The sequence below is a fragment of the Betaproteobacteria bacterium genome (assembly GCA_016713305.1).
Taxonomy (GTDB): Bacteria; Pseudomonadota; Gammaproteobacteria; order Burkholderiales.
In genome coordinates this window covers 473,002-491,096 of the sequence record JADJPK010000031.1, presented here as the reverse complement: position 1 = coordinate 491,096, position 18,095 = coordinate 473,002, and the positions used below count along the sequence as shown (strand labels likewise).

Sequence of the window (18,095 nt, the reverse complement as noted above, 5' to 3'; positions counted from 1 at the left end):
ACCCGGGTCCGGGAACGGTCCTGCCGCGCCGGTCAGCCGAAGTGGCAGACATAGTCCAACGTTTCGACGGTCTCGATCTCGAACGACGAATTGGCCGGCACGCTGAACTTCTCGCCCGCACCGTAGGTGGTCCACTCCGCGGTGCCGGGCAGCTTGACCCGGCAACGGCCCGCGTTCAGTTCCATGATCTCCGGCGCCCCCGTGTTGAACACGAGCTTGCTGGGAAATATCACACCGACCGACTTGCGCGTGCCGTCGGGGAACACGACCGTATGGCTCACGCACTTGCCGTCGAAATAGATGTTGGCTTTCTTGACGACGGCGACGTTGTCGAACTTGTCCATGTCACTTCCCCTTGCGGACTGCCGCGCGGCGCGCCGGCTTGCGGAGATTGGCGGCGATGCGCATGCGAAGCGCGTTCAACTTGATGAAACCGGCCGCGTCAGCCTGGTTGTAGGCGCCCTGATCGTCGTCGAAAGTCGCGATCCTGGCGTCGAACAACGAATTCTTGGACTCGCGGCCGACGCACATGATGGTGCCCTTGTAGAGCTTCAGACGGACGACGCCGTTGACGCTTGCCTGGGACGCATCGATCAGCCCCTGCAGCAGCACGCGCTCGGGGCTGAACCAGTATCCGTTGTAGATCATCCGGGCGTACCGCGGCATGAGGTCGTCCTTGAGCGCGAGCACTTCGCGGTCGAGGGTGATGGACTCCATCGCACGATGCGCTTTCAGCATGATCGTGCCGCCCGGGGTCTCGTAGCAGCCGCGCGACTTCATGCCGACGTAACGGTTCTCGACCATGTCCAGGCGTCCGATGCCGTGCTTGCCGCCGACGGTGTTCAGCGTCGCGAGCACCTTGGCGGGCGTCATCTTCTTGCCGTTGATCGCCACGATGTCGCCCTTCTCGTACTCCAGTTCCAGGATCTCGGGCCGGTTGGGCGCCTTCTCGGGCGAAACGGTGATGCGCCACATGGACTCCTCGGGCGCGTAGTTGGGGTCCTCGAGAATGCCGCCTTCGTAGGAAATGTGCAGGAGGTTGGCATCCATGGAGTAGGGGGCGCCGCCCTTGCGCTTCTTGAAGTCGACCGGAATCTTGTGCTTGTCCGCGTAGGCCAGCAGCTTCTCGCGCGAGAGCAGATCCCATTCGCGCCAGGGCGCGATGATCTTCACGTTCGGCATGAGCGCGTAGGCGCCCAGTTCGAATCGGACCTGATCGTTCCCCTTGCCCGTGGCTCCGTGGGAGATGGCGTCGGCACCGACCCGCCTGGCCACTTCGACCATGTTCTTGGCGATGAGCGGCCGGGCGATGGACGTTCCCAGCAGATATTCCCCCTCGTACACCGTGTTCGCCCGGAACATGGGGAACACGAAGTCGCGCACGAACTCCTCGCGCAGATCCTCGATGAAGATGTTGGCGCGCGGAATGCCCATCTGGATGGCCTTCTTGCGTGCCGGCTCGAGTTCCTCGCCCTGGCCTATGTCGGCGGTGAACGTGACCACTTCGCACTTGTAGACGTCCTGCAGCCACTTGAGGATGACCGAGGTGTCGAGCCCGCCCGAGTAGGCGAGTACCACTTTCTTGATGGCGCTCATGTTCCGTTGTTCGTCGTCTTGGAGTTGTGGATCAGGTGCGGTTCGGATCGGCCGGTTCCTCGTTCTGGAATTCTCCGTCGATCCATTGGCCGCGCATCACACGCCCCTCGGGCGTCCGATACGAGCCGAATCCGTGGGGTTTGCCGTTCTTCCAGCCGCCCTTGTAGATGCTTCCGTCCGCCGCGTAGAAGGTCCCTTCGCCATGCTGGCGGCTTTGGGAGAATTCTCCCTCGTAGCGCCCGCCGTCCAGCATGGTCTGGACGCCGTTGCCCTCCGCGTAGCCGGCCTTCATCTCGCCCTCGTAGCGCTCGTCCGCCACACCGGACTGGTAGAACTGCAGCACGCCGGTGCCTTCCGCCAGGCCGTCCTTGCACGCACCCGACCAGGTGACGGTCTCTTCCGCACGCGGCGAGGGATTCACGATTCCGCAGCCATTCTGGTCGCGGATGTAGTTGACGTTCTCGTCGGCCGGCACCGCGGCCGGCAGCAGCATGAGAAATCCGGCGAAAGCGCGCAGGAAGGTCGCGAAGTACATGGTGTGCTCCTATCCGTGAAGTTTGCCCAGTCCCCGCCACCGGGCACGGATCCCGGCCGGCAGGCTCACACCTTGCCCAGCAGGAGAAATTCCAGCAAGGCCTTCTGAGTGTGCATCCGGTTGGCGGCCTCGTCCCACACCACGCTCTGCGGCCCGTCGATCACCTCGGCCGTGACTTCCTCGCCCCGGTGAGCCGGCAGACAGTGCATGAAGAGGGCACTGGGCGAGGCGGCGCGCATCATGTCGGCATCCACCTGCCAGTCCTGGAACGCCCGGCGGCGTTCCTCGTTTTCCGCCTCGAAACCCATGCTGGTCCACACGTCGGTGGTCACGAGATCCGCGCCGCGCGCGGCTTCCATGGGATCCGTGAACTGCTCGTAGTGGTCGTTGCCGTACAGTCCCGCGCGCTCGGCCTCCACTTCGTAGCCGGGTGGAGTGGAGACATGCACGTTGAAATCCAGGATCTCGGCCGCCTGAAGCCACGTGTTGCACACGTTGTTGGAGTCGCCGATCCACGCAACCGTCCTGCCGCGGATGGATCCTCTGTGCTCCACGTAGGTGTAGATGTCGGCGAGGATCTGGCAAGGATGGTACTCGTTGGTGAGTCCGTTGATCACCGGCACCCGCGAGTTGCGCGCGAAGCGCTCGATGATCTCCTGCTCGAAGGTCCGGATCATCACGGCGTCGCACATGCGGGAAATCACCTGGGCCGCGTCCTCGACGGGCTCGCCCCGGCCCAGTTGTGTGTCGCGCGTGTTCAGGTAGATGGCCGCACCGCCCAACTGCTGCATGCCTGCCTCGAACGAAAGCCGGGTCCGGGTGGACTGCTTCTCGAAGATCATCACCAGCGTGCGATCCTGCAGCGGCCAGTACCGCTCGTATCGCGCGAACCGTTCCTTGATCCACCTCGTGCGGTCGAAGAGGTAGTCGATGGTGTCGCGGTCCAGATCCCGGAACTGCAGAAAGTGTCTTGGAGTGGCCATGGCTCGAATGCCCGTCGAACGTTTGTCCGGTCTCAGCCGGCTGCCGCGCTGGGCACGGGAGTGCGCGCAAGTGCGCGGATCAGTTCCGCCGTCTTCTGCACGAGCAGATCGGCCTGCGCCGGCTGAAGGATGAGCGGGGGGAGAAGGCGCACGACGGTATCCGCCGTGACGTTGAGGAGCACGCCGGCGGCGAGGCCCTGTTGCACCAGTTCGCCGCACGGGCGATCGAGTTCGATGCCGATCATCAGTCCCATGCCACGGATGTCCTTGACCAGGTCCAATCCCGTGAGCGACTGGGCGAGCCCGGTGCGAATCCGCTCGCCCATGAGTGCTGCGTTGAGCAGAAGGTCTTCGTCCTTGATGATCTGCAGCGTCGTTGCCGCGGCGACACAGACCAGCGGGTTGCCCCCGAACGTCGAGCCGTGCTTGCCGGGCGAGAACACATCGGCTGCGGCACCGCTGGCGAGGCAGGCACCGATCGGCAGCCCGTTGCCCAGACCCTTGGCCAGGGTCATCACGTCCGGCCGGATGCCCGTCCACTGGTGAGCGAACCACCTGCCGGTGCGGCCCATCCCGCTCTGCACCTCATCGAGCATGAGGAGCCAGCCCCGCTCGTTGCAGAGTTGCCGCAGGTAGGCGAGATATCCATCGTCGGGAACATTGACACCCCCTTCCCCCTGGATCGGCTCCACCAGGACGGCCACGATGCCGGGATTGTGGGCGGCGACCTGTTCGATGACGTGTCGGTCGTTGTAGGGAACCCGGACGAATCCGCCCAGCAGCGGTTCGAAGCCGGCCTGCACCTTCCGGCTGCCCGTTGCGGAGAGCGTGGCGATGGTCCGGCCGTGAAAGGATTTCTCCATCACGACGATGGCCGGCTGATCGATGCCCCGCTGGTGGCCGTGAAGGCGGGCCAGCTTGATGGCCGCTTCGTTCGCCTCGCAGCCGGAGTTGCAGAAGAACACCCGATCCATGTCGGCCAGCCGGGACAGTGTCGCAGCAAGCTGCTCCTGCTCGGGGATGCGGTACAGATTGGAGGAGTGGATCAGGCGGGCAGCCTGGGCCGCGATGGCCGCCACCAGTCGGGGATGCGCGTGACCAAGGCCCGAGACCGCGATGCCGCTCAGGGCGTCCAGGTACTGCCGCCCCTCCGTGTCCCAGAGCCACGCTCCCTCGCCGCGCTCGAAGGCGACCGGCAGACGGGCATAGGTGTTCATCAGGTGCATCGTTTCAACACCTCGACATGGCCATCCGGCAGCTGCATTGCCGCCCTCGGGTTTCATTCACGAAAGAAGCATTGTGCCGCTTTCGGCCCTTCTCGCCATCAGGTTGCCGACCCGGCAGGTGCGACGGCGCTCCGGGAAAAACAAAACGCCGCCGGGATTGCCTCCTCGGCGGCGTCCTGCGGACTGTGCGTCGCGTCAGGCCATCGCCTTGACCGCGCTCGACAGTCGGCTCTTGTACCTGGATGCTGCGTTCGGGTGGAACAGGCCCTTGCGGGTGATCGAGTCGATCGCGGCCTGAGCCTTGACGAAGACGTTCTGGGCAGCGGTCTTGTCGCCGGCGATGATTGCCTTGCGGACGTTCTTGATGGCGGAGCGCATTTCGGAACGCAGGCTGGCATTGTGCTGCCGGCGCTTCTCGGTCTGGCGCGCGCGCTTGCGGGCTTGTGCCGTATTGGCCATGACGGTTACCGATCCTTGGGAAATTCAGGAAAAGTGCGCGATACTACCGGCCTTTCCCGGGTCACGCAAGGTGGGCGGCCGCTCCACCCAGGACCCATTCCTGTCGAAGAACGAAAACTCCGGTGAATCTTCTCAAGGCGCTGGCCACCGTCAGCAGCATGACCTTGCTGTCCCGCATTCTGGGCTTCGTCCGCGATGCCGTGATCGCGCGGTCCTTCGGGGCGGGGCTCGCCACCGACGCGTTCTTCGTGGCCTTCAAGCTGCCCAACCTGCTGCGCCGCATCTTCGCGGAAGGCGCATTCTCCCAGGCGTTCGTTCCCGTGCTCGCCGAGTACAAGGGTCGGCGCGGCGACGCGGCGACGCGGGACCTCGTCGATCACGTCGCCACGCTGCTCGCCCTTGCGCTGTTCGCCGTCACCGTGATCGGCATCGTCGCCGCGCCGTTCATCGTCTATGCCACTGCCCCCGGTTTCGCGAGCGATCCGGACAAGATGCGGGTGACGACCAGCCTGCTGCGGGTGACGTTTCCGTACATCCTGTTCATATCGCTGTCGTCCTTCGCCGGGGCCATCCTCAACACGTGGAGCCGTTTTTCCGTTCCGGCGTTCACCCCGACGCTGCTCAACGTCTCGTTCATCGTCGTCTCCCTGTTTCTCGTCCCGTATTTCGACCCGCCGGTCATGGCGCTTGCCTGGGCCGTGTTCTTCGGCGGGATTCTGCAGCTGGGCTTCCAGCTTCCCTTCCTCAAGCGCATCGGCATGCTGCCGCGGCCCCGGATCGACTGGCACGACGAAGGTGTGTGGCGCATCCTGAAGCTCATGGGGCCGGCGATCTTCGGGGTGTCGATCGGACAGATATCGCTGCTCATCAATGGGATCTTCGCTTCGTTCCTGCAGACGGGCTCGGTGTCGTGGCTGTACTACGCCGACCGGCTGATGGAATTTCCCACCGGGGTGCTCGGCGTGGCCCTCGGCACCATCCTGCTGCCGAGCCTTCCCGCAGCCACGCATCGGGGTCGGTGGCCGAATACTCCAGACTGCTCGACTGGGGGCTGCGGCTCACGCTGCTGCTGGCGGCCCCCGCGGCTCTTGCCATGGCCTTGCTCTCGCTGCCGCTCGTGGCGACATTGTTCAAGCATGGCGCTTTCGCTGCGCACGACGTGGAGATGACCCGCAGGGCGCTCGCGGCCTACAGCCTGGGACTTATCGGGCTCATCCTGGTCAAGGTGCTCGCCCCGGGTTTCTATGCTCGCCAGGACATCCGGACCCCTGTGAAGATTGGCGTCGTGACGCTGGCAGTCACGCAGGTCCTGAATCTCGCCTTCGTCTGGACGTTGGGCCATGCGGGACTCGCGCTCGCCATCGGCCTGGGCGCCTGTCTCAATGCCGGTCTGCTGTACCGGAAACTGCGCGACAAGGGCATCTACGCTCCGCAGACCGGCTGGTTGCGCTTCTTCGGCAGGCTGGCAGTCGCCATGGCCGTGATGGGATGCGTGATCTGGTTCGCCGCCGGCCCCGACCAGTACTGGCTGGAGGGCAGTGTGGTCGCGCGGTCTATCCGGCTGACGGTCGTCGTCGTGGCCGGTGCGATCGCCTATTTCGCCACGCTGTTCGCTCTGGGCGTGCGTCCCTCGGACTTCCAGAAGCGCGCCGCGTGACCGAGCCGCTTATGCCTGGCATCGATAAACTATCTACGAAAAAGTCGTAGAGAATATATTCCCTCCCTCCTAGTATCCAGTCCTCGAACAGCAGCGCTCGCCGTCCTTCCGCGATTCAGTACCGCGGACCACGACTGAAATCCCGCCCACGCTTCGCCGGGTTATTTCTCCTGCGGCGTCTGCCATTGCACAAATCCGGTCGCCCGCGCGCGATCTGTCCCGAGGAACGAGCACGACGATGTACGTGTATGACCACATCGACCGCACCCTGGTGCAGGAGCGTGTCGCCCAGTACCGCGATCAACTCGCGCGGCACCTCGCGGGGGAACTGTCCGAGGACGAGTTCCGGCCTCTGCGCCTCCAGAACGGCCTCTACGTCCAGAAACACGCGCCCATGCTGCGCGTCGCGATTCCCTATGGCCTGCTCTCCGCGGGCCAACTCAGGGCGCTTGCCGGCATCGCGCGGAAGTACGACCGGGGCTACGGGCACCTGACCACCCGTCAGAACATCCAGTACAACTGGCCCCGGCTGGAGGACTCCGCCGACATCCTCGCCGATCTTGCAGCGGTGGAAATGCACGCCATCCAGACCAGCGGCAACTGCGTGCGGAACATCACCTCGGATGAATACGCCGGCATCGCGCCCGACGAGATCGTCGATCCGCGTCCCTACTGCGAGATCCTGCGGCAGTGGTCGACCTTCCATCCCGAGTTCGCCTTTCTTCCGCGCAAGTTCAAGATCGCCATCAGCGGTTCGGAGGAGGATCGCGCCGCCGTGGCGTTCCACGACATCGGATTGCATGTGGTCCGGGCGGCGGACGGCAGCATCGGTCTGCGGGTGCTCGCAGGCGGGGGCATGGGGCGCACGCCGATCCTCGGCGCGGTCATTCGCGATTTCCTTCCGTGGCAGCACATGGCAACGTACGTCGAGGCGATCCTCCGCGTCTACAACCGGCACGGTCGCCGCGACAACATGTACAAGGCGCGGATCAAGATCCTGGTGAAGGCGCTGGGCTCCGAGGAATTCGCGCGACAGGTGGAGGCGGAGTGGGCGCATCTCGAAGGTGGCCCGGGAACCCTGACCGGGGAGGAACTGGAGCGCGTGAAGGCGCACTTCACGGCGCCCGAGTATGCCCCGCTTGCAGACGAGGACGAGTACACGTCTGCCACGCTTGCTTCGAACCCGGCGTTCGCCCGCTGGGCGGGTCGTTCGGTGAAACCTCATCGTGTGCCGGGGTACCGCGCCGTCGTGCTATCCCTCAAGCCAAACGGCATTGCACCCGGGGATGTCACGGCCGAGCAGATGGAACTGGTGGCCGGTTGGTCGGAACGTTTCGGCTTCGGCGAGATCCGCGTGTCGCACGAACAGAATCTCATCCTTCCGGATGTGCGGCTGACCGATCTGTTCCGCCTTTGGACCGAGGCCAAGGAGGCCGGACTGGCGACGCCCAATGCGGGCCTGCTGACCGACATCATCGCCTGCCCCGGCGGAGACTTCTGTTCCCTTGCCAACGCCAAGTCCATTCCCATCGCCAACGCGATCCAGGATCGTTTCGACGACCTCGACTATCTGCACGATATCGGCGAGCTGAACCTGAACATATCGGGATGCATGAATTCGTGCGGACACCATCATGCCGGCCACATCGGAATTCTCGGTGTCGACAAGGACGGTGACGAGTGGTATCAGATCTCCATCGGCGGAGCCGACGGATCTGCCGCCGGCGGGGGCCGGAGTGCCATCGGCAAGGTCATTGGCCCGTCGTTCCATGCGCCGGACGTGCCCGCCGTGATCGCACGACTCATCGAGACCTATGTTGCAGTGAGACACGACGGCGAGCGGTTCGTCGACACGGTGGCCCGGCTGGGCATCGCGCCATTCAAGTCGGCCGTCTACGATGTGCCATCGCCGTCATCGTCCGGCGCTGCTTCCCGGGAGATCGCCCATGCCTGAAGTCATTCGCGGAAGAGAGGTGGTACAGGACGACTGGACCGTCGTTCGTCCCGAGGCCGGCGCCGTGCTTTCCGACGTGTCCCTTCCGGACGGCCCGATCGTGGTACCGCTGGCGCTCTGGATCGCCCGGCAGGACGAACTGTCCGCCCGGAGCGGCGTGGGCGTGTGGCTGGCACCTGCGGACGAACCGGAGCTTCTGCTCCCGTTCATAGGCAGCGTGGCGCTCGTCGCCATCGATTTTCCCAGGTTCACCGACGGCCGGGGTTACTCCACGGCGTATCTCCTGCGCACCCGCTACGGGTACCGCGGCGAACTGCGGGCCATCGGCGATGTGTTGCCCGACCAGGTCTTCTACATGGCCAGGGTCGGATTCGATTCGTTCGCCCTCCGGCCCGACCGCAAGGCCGAGCACGCGCTGAAGGCTCTCGCCGCGTTCAGCGATGCCTACCAGGGGTCCTGGGATGAACCGCTCCCGGCGTTTCGCCGGGCAGCGCGTCCTCAGGCGGATCTGACCCGCGGGGAAGGGCAGGTGGCCGCATGAGCACGCCAGCGCCCGGGCGTGCGGTCGAATCTGCGAATGGACTGCATCGATCCCTGCACGAACGTCTTGCCCGGATCGCCGGCGAGTTTCCCAGGGTGGCCTTCGCCAGCAGCCTGGGGGCCGAGGACATGGTGCTGGCCGACGCCATTCTCACGGGGGCGCACCCCGTGCGCATCTTCACCCTCGATACCGGCCGTCTTCACGCCGAAACGCTGGGGTTGGTGAACCGGATCGCCGATCGTTACGGCTGCGCGGTGGAGATCGTGCGGCCGGATGCCGAGGCAGTGTCGGGGTACGTGGCGTCTCACGGCGCCAACGCATTCTACGAAAGCATCGAACTGCGCAAACGCTGCTGCCACATCCGCAAGGTGGAACCGCTCCGCCGGGCGCTCGCCTCTGCGGATGCCTGGATCACCGGGCTGCGTCGCTCGCAGTCGGCGACCCGCAACGACCTGCCGGAACGCGTTTTCGACGAACAGCATGGCATCTTCAAGTTCAACCCTCTCGCGGATTGGGAAGAGGCCGACGTCTGGCAATACCTCCGGGACCGCGACGTTCCCTACAATCCCCTCCACGACAAGGGCTATCCTTCCATCGGCTGCGAGCCCTGCACCCGTGCGATCCGTCCTGGTGAGGACATCCGTGCCGGACGCTGGTGGTGGGAATCCTCGGACAGCCGAGAATGCGGATTGCACGTGGCCTCCGTCATGGACGGGGCCGGCACCATGACAGGGAGCACACGCGCGTGAGCACTGCTGCGGACATCACGTCCCGTCGCCTCGGGCACCTCGACTGGCTCGAGTCGGAGGCCATTCATATCCTGCGCGAAGTCGCAGCGGAGTGCCGTCATCCGGCCCTCCTGTTTTCCGGCGGCAAGGACTCCATCTGCCTGCTCCGGCTGGCGGAGAAGGCGTTCCGGCCCGGGCGGTTTCCCTTTCCGCTGCTGCACATCGACACCGGCCACAATTTTCCCGAAGTGATCGCCTTTCGCGATCGCCGCGCGAGCGAGCTTGGCGAGCGGCTCATCGTGGGCAGTGTCGAGGAATCGATCCGCAAGGGCCGCGTGCGCCTGCGCCATCCGGACGAGAGCCGCAATCCGCACCAGTCGGTCACGCTCCTCGACACGATCGCCGAGCACGGGTGCGATGCCTGCATAGGAGGCGCCCGCCGCGACGAGGAAAAGGCGCGGGCGAAGGAGCGCGTCTTTTCCTTCCGCGACGAATTCGGCCAGTGGGATCCGAAGCATCAGCGCCCCGAGTTGTGGAGCCTCTACAACACTCGTGTGCATTCCGGCGAGCATATGCGCGTCTTTCCCATCAGCAACTGGACCGAGCTCGACGTGTGGCAGTACATCGAGCGCGAAGGGCTCGCCGTCCCCGACATCTACTTCGCCCATCGCCGGCCCGTGGTTCGCCGCCCCGGCGGGCTCCTGCCCGTGTCTGAACTGGTTCAGCCCAGGGCCGGCGAAACCGTCGAGGAGATCACCGTGCGTTTCCGCACGGTCGGCGACATGACCTGCACCTGCCCGGTGGAGTCCACGGCTTCCACACCTGCCGAGATCATCGCCGAAACCGCCGTCACACGCATCACCGAGCGGGGCGCCACGCGCATGGACGACCAGACGTCCGAGGCCTCCATGGAACTGCGCAAGAAAGAAGGCTATTTCTGAGCGCGTGAGCACCCGAATCCCCGAGAACACCACCATGTCCGCGATCGAACGCTTCTCTCCCATCGACACCGGCGTGCTGCGCTTCAGCACGGCCGGCAGCGTCGACGACGGCAAGAGCACCCTCATCGGGCGCCTGCTCTACGACACCAAGGCGATCTTCGAGGATCAGCTCGCCGTGCTCGAACGCACCAGTCGCGGGCGAGGCCAGGAAGAGGTCGATCTGTCCCTGCTCACGGACGGCCTGCTGGCCGAGCGCGAGCAGGGCATCACCATCGACGTGGCCTACCGGTACTTCGCCACCCCCACCCGCAAGTTCATCATCGCCGACACGCCCGGTCACGAGCAGTACACCCGCAACATGGTCACGGGCGCCTCGACGGCCGATCTCGCCATCGTGCTGGTCGACGCGCGCAAGGGCCTCCTCACGCAGTCGCGGCGCCACGCCTTCATCGCCGGACTGTTGCGGATTCCGCACGTGGTGCTTGCCGTCAACAAGATGGATCTCGTCGGCTATGACGAAGCCGTCTTCCGCGACATTTCGGCGCGGTTCCAGGAGTTCGCGCAGGGACTTGGCTTCCACCGCATCGATCCCATTCCCTTGTCCGCCCTGGTCGGCGACATGGTGGTGGAACGCGGCGACCAGCTCGGCTGGTACACCGGACCCACGCTGCTGGAGGTCCTGGAGCAGGCCGATGCGGGAGGCTCCGGTGCCCAGCGTGAATTCTTCTTCCCGGTCCAGTGGGTCGCGCGTCCGGGAGACAGCGGCGTGGAAGGCGCAAGAGGCTACAGCGGACGCATCGAGTCCGGCCACGTACGCGAAGGCGATGCCGTCACCGTATTGCCAGGCGGACGCAAGAGCCGCCTCAAGGCCATCCGGTCCTTCGACGTGATCTTGGCCGACGCCATCGCGGGGCAGTCCGTGACGCTGGTGCTGGACGACCAGATCGACGTGTCGCGGGGCGACGTGCTGGTGCATGCCGGCCACGCGCCACGCGTCGGGCGCGAGTTCGATGCGACGCTGGCATGGTTCGACACCGAGCCGCTGGGCCGGAACCGCCGGTATCTGATCAAGCACGGTACCCGCGTGGTAAAGGCCCTCATCGGCGAGCCCAGGTACCGAGTGGACGTGAACACGCTTTCCAACGAGCCCGCCGAGACGCTCGCGATGAACGACATCGGCAGCGTCACCGTGAAGACGGCGCAGCCTCTGGTGTTCGAACCCTATGCCCGCAATCGTGCGGCCGGGAGCTTCATCGTGATCGACGAGGCCACCAACAACACCGTTGCCGCGGGGTTGATCGAATGATGGGGGCGTCCCGGCACGCGAGCGAACTGCGTCAGGTGATCGGCCGTGTCTATCTGGTGGGTGCCGGACCCGGCAGTCCCGATCTGCTCACGCTGCGCGCCGTGCGGCTGCTCGAGCAGGCGGACATCGTCTATTTCGATGCCCTGGTGCACCCGGACACTCTGGCTCTGGCCTGTCGGGCGAAGATGGTGTCGGTTGGAAAGCGCGCCGGTCGGGTGTCCACCGATCAGCGCTTCATCAACCGGCATCTCGTCGAGGCTGCTGCCCAGCACCGAACCGTCGTGCGCCTGAAAGGCGGAGACCCGATGATGTTCGGCCGTGCCCAGGAAGAGATCGACGCTCTGAATCTGGCGGGCGTGCCTTTCGAGGTCGTGCCCGGAATCACGGCAGCCGCTGCGGCGAGCGCAGACCTGGGCGTGTCGCTCACGCGCCGGGGATCGAGCCGCAGCGTGACCTTCGCGACGCCCCGAATCGGCCCTGGCGAAGGCGATTCGGAGTGGGCAGCACAGGCCGCCGCCGCGGATACGGCCGTGCTCTACATGGCCGGGAGCGCCCGCGCCGAAACAGCCGCGGCGCTGATGGCGGAAGGAGTGGATGCGGGCACCCCGGTGGTCGTGGTCCAGAACGCGTCCCTGCCGGGCTCGCGGCGCAGCGCCACCACGCTGTCCCGGCTGGCAGACCTTCCCGTCGATGAGTCGCAGGGTCCCGTCCTGCTGCTGCTGGGCGAGGTGTACCGCGAGCTTCTGGACGAGATTCCGGCGGGGGTGGGGGTGCCGGCACGCACGGAGAGTCGATCGGCCGCGCTCTGAATCGCGCGCACGTTCACCCCCGGGGGCGCGATTCTCCAGGGGCGAGGGACAGTCGGTCCCGTTTGCAGCCGGGCCGCACCGTCGGTTGCCCGCCGCAACGCGATCCGTGCACATTGGTCAGACCTTCCCTAGAATCGCAGCTTTTCCGGCTGTCCGGCAGTTCCTCCATGCGGCTCTTCCGGGGCATTCCGCGATGCGCGGACGTGCCCGTCGCCCTCACCATCGGCAACTTCGACGGCGTCCATCGCGGCCATCAGGCGATGGTCGGGCGCCTTCTTGCGGCTGCGCGGGCAAGGAAGCTCCCCGCTGCCGTGATGACCTTCGAGCCGCATCCGCGGGAGTTCTTTTCGCCGGCGGACGCCCCCGCCCGCCTGTCTCCCCTCCGGGAAAAGCTGGAGCGCCTCGCCGAGTTGGGGGTGGACCGGGCGTACGTGTGCCGCTTCGACGCCAGCTTCGCGACCCAGAGCGCCGACGCATTCGTGAAAGACGCGCTTGCTCGCGGTCTGGACGTGAAGTGGCTGCTCACCGGCGACGATTTCCGCTTCGGGGCGCGCCGTTCGGGTGACGTGGATCTGTTGCGCCGCCTCGCTCCGGAATTCGGTATGGAAGTGGAAAGCATGCACACTGTCGAGGTCGACGGGGTGCGTGCCTCCAGCACGGCCGTCCGCGAGGCGTTGGCCGGTGGCCTGCTGGAACGTGCACAGCGGCTTCTTGGTCGTCCCTATGCGATCACCGGACGGGTGGTGGGTGGGGACCGGATCGGCCGCGAATTGGGGTTTCCCACGGCCAACATCCGCATGAGCCTGAACCGTCCCCCGCTCTGGGGTATCTATGCAGTGACGGTGCGCGGGCTCGGCACCGCACCGAAGATTGGCGCAGCGAGTCTGGGCGTGCGTCCCACGGTGAATTCGTCGGGGAAGGCGACGCTGGAGGTCTTCCTGCTCGATTTCGACGGGGACATCTACGGACGTCGCGTGCGGGTCGAGTTTCTGCATAAGCTGCGTGACGAAGAGAAGTATCCGACGCTGGAAGCGCTCCGGAACCAGATCGGTCTGGACGTGAGCGCCACCCGCGAATTCTTTCGCCTGCGCCCTCCGGCGCGGGCCGCTGTCTGAACCCTCGAGAAGTCCGTTACCCATGGCCGATTACAAGAACACGCTCAATCTTCCCGACACCGCCTTTCCCATGCGCGGCGATCTCGCCAAGCGCGAGCCAGGCTGGGTGCGGCAATGGCAGGAAAGCCGGCTGTACGAGCGGATTCGCGAGGCCGCCAAGGGGCGGCCGCGTTTCGTTCTGCACGACGGCCCGCCCTACGCGAACGGCGACATCCACATCGGACACGCCGTCAACAAGGTCCTCAAGGACATCATCATCAAGAGCAAGACGCTCGATGGCTTCGACGCGCCCTACGTGCCCGGCTGGGACTGCCACGGACTGCCCATCGAGCACCAGGTGGAAAAGAAGCACGGGCGGGGCGTCGAGGCCAATGCGTTCCGCACGCTGTGCCGCGAGTACGCCGCCTCCCACATTGCCCGGCAGAAGGCGGACTTCATCCGGCTGGGCGTGCTGGGCGACTGGGACAATCCGTATCTGACGATGGCCTACCGCACCGAGGCCGACATCATCCGGTCGCTCGCGCGCATCCAGGCACGCGGTTATCTGTACCAGGGATCGAAACCCGTCCACTGGTGTCTCGATTGTCGCTCGTCGCTCGCCGAGGCCGAGGTGGAGTACGAGAACCGGGTGTCTCCTGCCATCGACGTGGCGTTCCCCGCCAAGGACGCGACGGAGCTCGCCCAGCCTTTCGGCTTCACCCATCTGCCCCTTCCGTCCTATGTCGTGATCTGGACGACGACACCGTGGACGCTTCCGGCCAACCAGGCCATCTCGGCCCATCGGGAGTTCGAGTACGCGCTGGTCCAGGGGCCCAAGTATTTCCTGCTGCTGGCGAAGGACCTGGTCGAATCGTGCATGCAGCGGTACGGCGTGGCCGACTACAAGATCGTCGGGACGGTCACGGGCGACCGGCTCGAGCGCCTGGAGGTGTGGCACCCGTTCCAGCCGCGCAGGGTTCCGATCATTCTTGGTAACCATGTCACGCTCGATGCGGGCACGGGGCTCGTGCACACGGCGCCCGCTCATGGCGTCGAGGACTTCGAGGTTGGCCTCAAGTACGACCTGCCAGTGGACAATCCGGTGGGCGCGGACGGGCGGTTTCGCGAGAACCTCTCGCTCGTCGGCGGGCAGACCGTGTGGGAAGCCAACAAGACCGTGATCGACGTTCTGGAGGAGAAGACGCTGCTGCTGCAGAACGTCGCGTACGAGCACAGCTACCCCCACTGCTGGCGTCACAAGACGCCGGTGATCTTTCGCGCGACGCACCAGTGGTTCATCGGCATGGAGCACACGGGCCCCCAAGGGAGCACCCTGCGCGACGTGGCCCGGGCTGCGGTCGCGGCGACGGAATTCTTCCCTGGATGGGGACGAGCCCGGCTGGAGGCCATGATCGGCAACCGGCCCGACTGGTGCGTTTCGCGCCAGCGCAACTGGGGCGTGCCCATGGCGCTCGTCGTGCACAAGGAAACCGGTGCGCTGCATCCCCGTCTGCAGGAACTGATGGAGCAGGTGGCGCAGCGCGTGGAGCAGGGCGGCATCGAGGCGTGGTTCGCGCTGGATGCACGCGAGTTGCTGGGTGCGGATGCGGACCAGTACGAGAAGGTTCCGGACACCCTGGATGTCTGGTTCGATTCGGGCACGACCCACGTCAGCGTGCTGGAGCGCCGGAACGATCTGGACAAGCCCGCCGATCTGTATCTCGAGGGATCGGATCAGCATCGTGGCTGGTTCCAATCCTCGCTGCTGACCGGTTGCGCGATCGACGGCAGGGCGCCCTACCGCCAGCTGCTCACGCACGGTTTCGTCGTCGACGGCCAGGGGCGCAAGATGAGCAAGTCCCTGGGCAATACCATCGTCCCGCAGAAGATCGCCGACACGCTGGGCGCGGAGATCCTTAGGCTTTGGGTGGCCGCCACCGACTACTCGGGCGAGCTTTCCATCTCGGACGAGATTCTCAAACGGGTGGTCGAGAGCTACCGCCGCATCAGGAACACGCTGCGGTTCCTGATGGCGAACATTTCAGACTTCGACCCATCGGCTGACATGGTGCCCGTGGAGCGCTGGCTTGACATCGACCGCTACGCGCTGGCGATGACGCGCGCGCTGCAGGAGGACGTCACGTCGGCCTATGCGCGCTACGAGTTCCATTCCGTCGTGTATCGGCTGCAGACGTTCTGCTCCGAGGATCTCGGCGGGTTCTACCTGGACATCCTCAAGGATCGTCTCTACACCACGCAGGCCGCGGGCGAGGCCCGCCGCGCGGCGCAGTCGATGCTGTGGCATCTGACTCAGGCGCTCGTGCGGCTCATGGCGCCGATCCTCACTTTCACGGCCGAAGAGGCGTGGACCGTGCTGAGCGGCCAGCCCCAGGACAGCGTGCTTCTCCATACCTGGCACGTGCTTCCGGAGCCGCAGGACGAGCCCGCCGTCGTTGCGCGCTGGGAGACATTGCGTGAAGTCCGCGCGGAGGTGCAGAAACGCATCGAGGAAGTCCGCGTATCCGGCACCGTCGGGTCCTCGCTCCAGGCCGAGGCGGAGCTGGCACTGCACGGCCACCGCTACACCGCCTGCGCGTCCATCGGCGACGATCTGCGCTTCGTGCTGATCACGTCCCGCACGGCTCTTGCCGAAGTGGATTCGCTCGACGAGGAGTACGTGCAGATCACGGCCAGCGGCCACGCCAAGTGCGGCCGCTGCTGGCACTACAGGGACGATGTCGGGCACGATCCCGAGCATCCGGAACTTTGCGGCCGTTGCACGGCGAACCTGTACGGCAGCGGAGAGCCGCGTGCCTTTGCTTTTGAGTCCGGCCGCTGGTTCCTCGTCGCGGCCGTCGTGGCCGGGCTGGACCAATGGACCAAGCACCTGGTGCAGCAGTACCTGGGACCGGGGGAGGGCGTGATGATCACGCCCTACTTTGATCTCGTCCTGATCTTCAATCCTGGCGCTGCGTTCAGTTTCCTGTCCTCGGCGTCTGGTTGGCAGCGGGAATTCTTCATCATCATCGCGCTGGCCGCGTCCGTGTTCATGAGCGTCCTCATCGTCCGGCACCGGGCCCGCTGGATGTTCGGGGTTGCGCTGGGGATGATTCTGGGAGGCGCCGTCGGCAATCTCATCGACCGGTTCCGCCTGAGCGCGGTCGTGGATTTCCTGCACTTCCACATTCAGCAGTATTCGTGGCCCGCGTTCAACCTTGCGGACTCCGCCATCACGTGCGGTGCCGTGCTGCTGGTTCTCGACAGCGTGTTCGACAGGAAGTCGACGCAGCAGGGGCAGCCGTCATGACGTCGCCGCTTCCATCACAGGACAGGCCATGAAGATCCTTCTCGCGAATCCACGCGGCTTCTGCGCGGGCGTCGACCGCGCGATCGAAATCGTGGAGAGAGCCCTTGCCCAGCACGGTGCGCCCATCTACGTCCGCCACGAGGTCGTCCACAACAAGTTCGTGGTGGACGGCCTGCGCCGCAAAGGTGCCGTGTTCGTCGACGAGTTGTCCGCTGTGCCCGCCGGCGCGACGGTCGTCTTCAGTGCCCACGGAGTTTCGCGCGGCGTTCGAGACGAGGCACAGGCCCTGGGCCTGAGGGTCTTCGATGCCACGTGCCCCCTGGTCACCAAGGTCCACGTCGAAGTCGGACGGATGCGGGACCAGGGCCGGGAGATCGTCATGATCGGGCACCGCGGGCATCCTGAGGTGGAAGGCACCATGGGTCAGACGTCCGGCGGCATGCATCTTGTGGAAAGCGCTCGCGATGTTTCCAATCTGCAGGTGTCGGACCCCTCGAAACTTGCCTACGTCACACAGACGACGCTTTCCGTGGACGATGCTCGCTCCGTGATCGATGCCTTGCGTGCCCGGTTTCCGGACATCGTCGGCCCGAAGAAGGACGACATCTGCTACGCGACGCAGAACCGGCAGGATGCCGTGAAGGCGCTCGTGAAAGACGCGGAAGTCGTGGTGGTCGTAGGCTCGCCCAACAGTTCCAACTCGAACCGGCTCTGCGAGGTCGCGCGGCTGTCGGGCAGGCGGGCGTATCTTGTCGACGACGCGGACCAGCTGGAGCGCGCGTGGTTCGAGGGCACGGGCACCGTCGGTATCACTGCGGGCGCTTCCGCCCCGGACATCCTCGTGTGGAATGTCATCGAGCGGCTGAAGACTTTCGGTGCGGACGAACTGGTGGAACTGGAAGGCGTGGTGGAGGACGTCACCTTTCCGCTGCCGAAGTCACTCGTCGTCTGACCGCGCA

15 protein-coding genes and 1 pseudogene are annotated in these 18,095 nt (G+C 65.5%); 10 read left to right on the top strand and 6 right to left on the bottom strand.

The window, feature by feature from the left end; translation table 11 throughout:
* Positions 1–32 precede the first annotated feature (32 nt).
* The 6 genes from IPK20_23835 to rpsT form a co-directional block, all read right to left on the bottom strand.
* Positions 33–344, bottom strand: a complete 312-nt coding sequence (locus IPK20_23835; protein MBK8019407.1) for a pyrimidine/purine nucleoside phosphorylase — start codon at positions 342–344, stop codon at positions 33–35.
* A gap of 1 nt (position 345) precedes the next feature.
* Entirely contained in the window at positions 346–1,596 is a 1,251-nt protein-coding gene (locus IPK20_23830) for an argininosuccinate synthase (GenBank protein MBK8019406.1), read from the bottom strand.
* 31 nt (positions 1,597–1,627) lie between these two features.
* On the bottom strand, positions 1,628–2,131 hold the full coding sequence (locus tag IPK20_23825) for a hypothetical protein (GenBank protein MBK8019405.1): 504 nt from the start codon (positions 2,129–2,131) through the stop codon (positions 1,628–1,630).
* A gap of 65 nt (positions 2,132–2,196) precedes the next feature.
* Positions 2,197–3,114: an ornithine carbamoyltransferase gene (argF, locus tag IPK20_23820; protein MBK8019404.1), complete on the bottom strand. Its 918-nt coding sequence runs from the start codon at positions 3,112–3,114 to the stop codon at positions 2,197–2,199.
* A gap of 32 nt (positions 3,115–3,146) precedes the next feature.
* Positions 3,147–4,331, bottom strand: coding sequence for an aspartate aminotransferase family protein (locus tag IPK20_23815; GenBank protein MBK8019403.1), 1,185 nt, complete (start codon positions 4,329–4,331; stop codon positions 3,147–3,149).
* A gap of 204 nt (positions 4,332–4,535) precedes the next feature.
* A complete protein-coding gene (gene rpsT, locus IPK20_23810; GenBank protein MBK8019402.1) occupies positions 4,536–4,799 on the bottom strand; it encodes a 30S ribosomal protein S20 in 264 nt (87 codons plus the stop codon).
* 122 nt (positions 4,800–4,921) lie between these two features.
* On the opposite strand from rpsT, the pseudogene murJ reads away from it, so the two are divergent.
* The 10 genes and pseudogenes from murJ to ispH all read left to right on the top strand — a co-directional run bounded on the left by murJ (position 4,922) and on the right by ispH (position 18,088).
* Positions 4,922–6,456 (top strand): annotated as a pseudogene (murJ, locus tag IPK20_23805) (murein biosynthesis integral membrane protein MurJ).
* Between the two features lie 238 nt (positions 6,457–6,694).
* Entirely contained in the window at positions 6,695–8,410 is a 1,716-nt protein-coding gene (locus tag IPK20_23800; protein MBK8019401.1) for a nitrite/sulfite reductase, read from the top strand.
* Positions 8,403–8,951 (top strand): DUF934 domain-containing protein, encoded by a 549-nt coding sequence (locus IPK20_23795; GenBank protein MBK8019400.1) that lies wholly within the window; start codon positions 8,403–8,405, stop codon positions 8,949–8,951. Before IPK20_23800 ends, IPK20_23795 begins: the two co-directional genes overlap by 8 nt.
* On the top strand, positions 8,948–9,700 hold the full coding sequence (locus IPK20_23790; GenBank protein MBK8019399.1) for a phosphoadenylyl-sulfate reductase: 753 nt from the start codon (positions 8,948–8,950) through the stop codon (positions 9,698–9,700). The genes IPK20_23795 and IPK20_23790 overlap by 4 nt, the downstream gene beginning before the upstream one ends.
* On the top strand, positions 9,634–10,620 hold the full coding sequence (gene cysD / locus IPK20_23785) for a sulfate adenylyltransferase subunit CysD (GenBank protein MBK8019398.1): 987 nt from the start codon (positions 9,634–9,636) through the stop codon (positions 10,618–10,620). Before IPK20_23790 ends, cysD begins: the two co-directional genes overlap by 67 nt.
* 34 nt (positions 10,621–10,654) lie before the next feature.
* The gene (locus tag IPK20_23780; protein ID MBK8019397.1) at positions 10,655–11,926 is read left to right on the top strand and encodes a 50S ribosome-binding GTPase; all 1,272 of its coding nucleotides are present in this window, start codon (positions 10,655–10,657) and stop codon (positions 11,924–11,926) included.
* Positions 11,926–12,735: a uroporphyrinogen-III C-methyltransferase gene (cobA, locus tag IPK20_23775; protein ID MBK8019396.1), complete on the top strand. Its 810-nt coding sequence runs from the start codon at positions 11,926–11,928 to the stop codon at positions 12,733–12,735. Before IPK20_23780 ends, cobA begins: the two co-directional genes overlap by 1 nt.
* 167 nt (positions 12,736–12,902) lie before the next feature.
* Positions 12,903–13,850 (top strand): bifunctional riboflavin kinase/FAD synthetase, encoded by a 948-nt coding sequence (locus tag IPK20_23770; GenBank protein ID MBK8019395.1) that lies wholly within the window; start codon positions 12,903–12,905, stop codon positions 13,848–13,850.
* Positions 13,851–13,872: 22 nt separating this feature from the next.
* Positions 13,873–17,136, top strand: a complete 3,264-nt coding sequence (gene ileS, locus IPK20_23765; GenBank protein MBK8019394.1) for an isoleucine--tRNA ligase — start codon at positions 13,873–13,875, stop codon at positions 17,134–17,136.
* A gap of 28 nt (positions 17,137–17,164) precedes the next feature.
* Complete coding sequence (ispH, locus tag IPK20_23760; GenBank protein MBK8019393.1) at positions 17,165–18,088, top strand: 4-hydroxy-3-methylbut-2-enyl diphosphate reductase; 924 nt, start codon at positions 17,165–17,167, stop codon at positions 18,086–18,088.
* Positions 18,089–18,095: the final 7 nt, after the last annotated feature.